Below are 4988 nucleotides of genomic sequence, written 5' to 3' on the forward strand. Positions count from 1 at the left end.
CTGTCGCACGTGTCGGCGAAACCCTCGTCCGGGCAGGGCCGGACCCGTGGCCGACGGTGCGGTAAACGAGGCCACGGCTCCGGTCGGGACCCCGCCGCCGGTGACCTGGGCGGATCGGCTGGTCCGGGTCGGGGCCGTGCTCTTCGGAACCGGTCTGGTCGCTACGGTGGCGGCGGTGATCCCCTTCTTCCTGGGCGCCGAGAATCTGCCGATCTGGCTGAACGCCGTCGCCAGCGGCGGACTGACCATCGGGTTCGCCGTGGCGCTGGTGGGGGTTCTCGCCGCCGCCCGATCCCGGATTCCCGAGGAGAGCGATCCCGATCTCTACGTGAACAACCCACATCCGCCCGACCACGGGGCCCCCGGGGACGGCGACCACCCCGGGGACGGCACCGGTCCGCGGACAGACCCCGTCACCCGTTCCCGATAGTTCCTTGATCTCACGGCCGGGGGTGCGGGCCCCGGCCGGGCCGACCGCGTCGACCGCGTCGCGGCGTCAGCCCTGCTGTCGTCGGCGCCGGGCCTCGTCGACCAGCCAGGGCGGGAAGTCAGCCAGCCGGGGGAGGACGACGTCGGCGCCGGCGGAGAGCAGATCAGCGGCCGAGCAGGGCCCGGTGGCGACCCCGACGGCGAGAGCGTCGCCGTCGGGGGCGCCGACCATGTCGCCGACGTGGTCACCGACGAAGATGTCCACGCGGTGGGCGCGCAGTGCCTCGCCCTTCGCCTGCGCGAACCGGGCTCCCTCCACCACGTCGGCGGTGATGCCGATCCGGTCCAGACTCGCCCGGGCCAGTGCCGTGCTCTTCGCGGTGACGACCACCACCCGGCCGGCGAGCCGCCGCACCGCCTCCACCGCGGCTACCGCGGCCGGCATCGGCAGCGACGCCGGCACCGCGTGGACCGTATAGAGCTCGCGGTAGCGGGCCGCCACGGCCGTGACATCGGCCGGCGGGAACCAGTGGGTGAGCTCCGTCTCCAGCGGCGGGCCAAGCCGGGCGACGACCGTCTCGACGTCCACCGCCACCCCGGTCCCAGCGGACAGGACGGCGAAGGTCGCCCGGATCCCGGGCCGGGCATCCAACAGGGTCAGATCGAGATCGAACCCGACGACCGGGACGGGCGCCCGCCAGAACGACACCGGCCAAGCTTAAGGGCCGTGTTCCCCGGGAAGCCCGCATTATCCGAGATCGCCTACCAGATCTGTACGATCTGTACGCCCCGGACGGGCGAGATCCGGCTCATACGCCGCTCGACCGGTAGTGTCCGCGGGTGTGACCAGGGTTGTGGTGGATGTGATGCTCAAGCCGGAGATTCTCGACCCGCAGGGGCAGGCGGTGCTCGCTGCGCTGCCGCGCCTCGGCGTGAGTGGCGTCGTTGGGGTCCGCCAGGGCAAGCGTTTCGAGCTGGAGCTGGAGGAGGGCACGGACCTCGACGGCGCGGTCCTGGCCCGGGTCGAGCACCTGGCCTCAACCCTGCTGGCCAATCCGGTGATCGAGGACTACGCGGTGCGCATCGAGGACGCCTCCCCGCCGTCGGTGGGCAGCCCCGCCGGCTGAGCCTCTCCGCTGCCGGAGAGGGGACGCCCGCGCCCCACCCAACGGCGCAGCACACGCCGCCAAGGACTCGTGGGGAGTTCGGGGGGGCTCGGCCCCCGGCACTCCGCAACAACGCCGACGGCCCCAACCACCCACCCAGCCAAGGCGGCGCCGAAGGCGCAACGAGGGGGTTTGGGGGGCTCGGCCCCCCGGTCAGCATGACGAAAGTCCCCAACGGCGCAGCACGCGCCGCCAGGGACTTGCGTGGGCGAGGGGGGAGTTGAACCCCCACGTCCGCTAGGACACACGGACCTGAACCGTGCGCGTCTGCCATTCCGCCACTCGCCCGAGTGGGACTATCTCTCGACCAGACGACACGCTACCACGCCGGAGATGTCCTTCACGGAGGGGGGTCGGGCCCGTCGCGAACATGTCAAGCTGCCGAGCCGTGGGACGTCCGCGCTCGGGGGCATACGATCTCACAGACCGGGAGAAGGGAGGTCGAGCATGGGCGTGCTACAACGCTTCGAACGGCGCCTGGGCGGCCTCGTCGAGGGTGCGTTCGCGAAGGTGTTCAAGGGCGGAGTCGAGCCCGTCGAGATCGCCAGCGCGTTGGCCCGGGAAACCGACGATCGGCGGGCGGTCAGTTCGAACCGGGTGCTGGTGCCCAACGAGTTCGCCGTCGAGCTCGCCGGCGGCGACTTCGCCCGGCTCTCCCCCTACGACCGGGCACTGTGCGACGAGCTCGCCGAGATGGTCCGCGAGCATGCGGCCGAGCATCGCTACACCTTCGTCGGCCCGGTGTCCGTGCGGATGTCCGAGGCCACCGATCTCGATGTCGGCGTCTTCCGGATCCGCAGCAGCGTGGCCGCCGCGGACCCGGGAGCGGTGACTGGACGGCGCGCACGCCCTCCCCGACCGGGCGCTCCCGGCACCCCGCACCTCGTCATCACCACGAAGGCCCCGGGAGGGCCCGCGGGCGGAGGGGAACGGGAGTATCCCTTGGACGCCGAGACGACCGTGATCGGCCGCAGCGTCGAGTGCGACATCCGCCTGAACGACACCGGTGTATCTCGTCGCCACGGCGAGATACACCGGCTTCCCGACGGGCAGTTCCTCTACGTCGACGCCGGGTCCACCAACGGCAGCCTGGTCAACGGTCGCGCGGCGACGCAGGTCAAGCTGGTCAACGGGGACAAGATCGAACTCGGTGCCGCGACGATCATCTTTCGTCGCGAGGACGGACGGGGGAATGGCCCGGCGCGCGCGGGCGCCCGTGGGACACCTCCGCCGGCCCAGGCCGGGGGCCGGGAGACCATCCCGCCGGACCGCCGTCCCACGCCCGCCCCGGACGACCCGTACCGGCGCGGCTCGTCGCCCCGCGCCGGCCGCGTCGACCCGTACGCCGATCGTGATCGGCGCGGTGTGCCGGGGTACCGGGACGATCCATACCAGAACCGGATGGACCCGTACCGAGACCGGACACCGGAACGGGATCACGGCTACGACCAGCCGCGCGACCGCGGCGGTCGTGACCCCTATCACCGTGATCCCCGTGACGGGCGTGGGGGACGCGACGACGCTCCTCGGCGATCCGACCCTGCACGGCGCGCCGACCCCTACCGCGAGCCGAGCAATCCCGGCCGCCGGCCCGGCTCCGGTTCGCCGTCCGATGGGCTCGAATCCCTCGACGACGTGTACGACGCCGACACGGACCTCCCCGGCCGCGCCGCCGCGGAGCCTCCCGGCGGGGATGGTCGACGTGACCGACCCAGATCGGATCGAGGCTGGTAGCGCCCGATGGACCCCACCGAGCCCAGCGAACTCGTACTGCTGGTTGTCAAGATCGGATTCCTTGCCCTCCTCTGGGGATTCGTTCTGGTCGCCGTGCGCGCCGTCCGGCTGGATATGTTCGGCCCCACCAAGCGTCAGCAGCGGCGCGAGCCGCCCCCCATGGTCCGGCCGACGCCGCCGCGCACCCCGCCCCAACCTCCACGCAAGCCACAGACACCTAGCAAACTCGTGGTGACCAAAGGTCCCTTGACCGGCACAACGATCCCGCTAGGAACGGCACCTGTCACCATCGGACGGGCACAGGACTCGACCCTGGTCCTCGAGGATGACTTCGCATCCGGGCGGCATGCGAGACTCGTGCCCCACGACGGGCAGTGGTTCGTGGAGGACCTGGGCTCGACCAATGGCACATTCCTCAACCGTACGAAGGTGACCAGTCCCATGCCGGTACCTCTCGGCGCGCCGGTCAGGATCGGGAAGACGGTCCTGGAGCTCCACCGGTGAGCCTCAGGCTTCACTTCGCCGTCCGCTCGGATGTCGGGCACGTGCGGGAAGGAAACGAAGATTCGGCCTATGCCGGGCTCCGCCTGCTGGCGGTAGCCGACGGCATGGGTGGTCATGCTGCGGGGGAGGTCGCCAGCTCGACGGTGATCTCCCGCCTGGCGGGTCTCGACGACGCGATCGACAGCGACGATCTCGTGACGGAGCTGAACGAGGCCGTCCGGGACGCCAATCGGCAGCTGCGCGAGATGTCGCTGGAGAACAGCGCGCTGGACGGCATGGGCACCACGGTGACCGCCGTGCTCTCCTCCGGTGACATGCTCGGGGTGCTGCACGTCGGCGATTCCCGGGCCTACCTGCTGCGCGACGGCGTCCTCAGCCAGGTCACCCACGATCACACCCTGGTGCAGGATCTCGTGGACCAGGGTCGGATCACCCTCGAGCAGGCGAACACCCACCCGCAGCGCTCGCTGCTGATGCGGGCGCTCGACGGTCGGGAGGTCGAGCCCGACCTCTCCGTGCGCCAGGCGATCGCGGGAGACCGCTACTTGCTGTGCACCGACGGTCTGTCGGGGGTGGTAAGCGAGGAGACGATCCTCGAGACGCTGCTGCTGCCCACCCCACAGGAGGCGGTTGACCAGCTGGTCGACCTGGCCCTCAAGGGCGGTGGCCCGGACAACATCACCGTCGTGGTCGCCGACATCGAGGAGGACCACGGCGAGGCGGAGCCTTATCCTCTCGTGGCCGGCGCGGCGGCTGAGAAGCGGGCGGTCCCCGGGGCGTCGCCGGCCCGCAGCGGGCCGAATCCCCAGTACCCCGACCACGAGTCCGCGGCGGCGAAGGCCGCCCGTATCGGTCGGCCGGGCTTCCACCGGCGGGACCGCCAGGCACAGGCCAGCGATCGCGGCGACGACGACGATGGCGACGACTCCGACCCGGAAGGATCCGGAGGACGACGCTCCGGCCGGCGGGTCCTGTTCGTCTCCACCGTGGTGTTCTTGCTCATCGTGGCCGGTGCTGCGGCCGGGTGGACCTACGTGCGCGGGCAGTATTATGTCGGCGTCGACGATGAACACGTCGCCCTCTTCCAGGGCGTGAAGGGCATTCCGCTGTCCTCGGTGGTGCTCTCCCCGCGCCAGCTACTGTCGGAGGGTGCGG

The 4988-nt window shown here is 71.2% G+C and carries 6 protein-coding genes and 1 tRNA gene; 5 read left to right on the forward strand and 2 right to left on the reverse strand.

What is annotated here, in order from left to right:
* Window positions 1–46: 46 nt before the first annotated feature.
* Window positions 47–430: a hypothetical protein gene (locus ACY45C_RS14590; protein WP_462188149.1), complete on the forward strand. Its 384-nt coding sequence runs from the start codon at window positions 47–49 to the stop codon at window positions 428–430.
* A 66-nt stretch (window positions 431–496) separates the two neighbouring features.
* On the opposite strand, the gene ACY45C_RS14595 is transcribed toward ACY45C_RS14590, so the two are convergent.
* Entirely contained in the window at window positions 497–1138 is a 642-nt protein-coding gene (locus tag ACY45C_RS14595) for an HAD family hydrolase (RefSeq protein WP_462188150.1), read from the reverse strand.
* A 133-nt stretch (window positions 1139–1271) separates the two neighbouring features.
* Here ACY45C_RS14595 and purS point away from each other — a divergent pair, with 133 nt between their 5' ends.
* The gene (purS, locus tag ACY45C_RS14600; protein WP_462188151.1) at window positions 1272–1556 is read left to right on the forward strand and encodes a phosphoribosylformylglycinamidine synthase subunit PurS; all 285 of its coding nucleotides are present in this window, start codon (window positions 1272–1274) and stop codon (window positions 1554–1556) included.
* Window positions 1557–1800: 244 nt separating this feature from the next.
* Here purS and ACY45C_RS14605 read toward each other — a convergent pair.
* Window positions 1801–1883 (reverse strand) — tRNA-Leu (locus ACY45C_RS14605).
* A gap of 159 nt (window positions 1884–2042) precedes the next feature.
* Here ACY45C_RS14605 and ACY45C_RS14610 point away from each other — a divergent pair.
* From ACY45C_RS14610 to ACY45C_RS14620, 3 genes are all read left to right on the forward strand, one after another.
* Window positions 2043–3329 carry an FhaA domain-containing protein gene (locus ACY45C_RS14610; protein WP_462188152.1) on the forward strand — a complete coding sequence of 429 codons (1287 nt, stop codon included), beginning with the start codon at window positions 2043–2045 and terminating at the stop codon, window positions 3327–3329.
* Window positions 3330–3335: 6 nt separating this feature from the next.
* On the forward strand, window positions 3336–3833 hold the full coding sequence (locus tag ACY45C_RS14615; protein ID WP_462188153.1) for an FHA domain-containing protein FhaB/FipA: 498 nt from the start codon (window positions 3336–3338) through the stop codon (window positions 3831–3833).
* On the forward strand, window positions 3830–4988 hold a 1159-nt coding region (locus ACY45C_RS14620; RefSeq protein WP_462188154.1), incomplete at its 3' end, for a PP2C family protein-serine/threonine phosphatase. The genes ACY45C_RS14615 and ACY45C_RS14620, both read left to right, overlap by 4 nt.

This window comes from Frankia sp. CcWB2, from assembly GCF_977927585.1.

Excerpts from the sequence above, each read along its gene's own strand:
- ACY45C_RS14610 (WP_462188152.1), top strand. The coding sequence starts at position 2,043 with ATGGGCGTGCTACAACGCTTCGAACGGCGCCTGGGCGGCCTCGTCGAG.
- ACY45C_RS14615 (WP_462188153.1), top strand. The coding sequence starts at position 3,336 with ATGGACCCCACCGAGCCCAGCGAACTCGTACTGCTGGTTGTCAAGATC.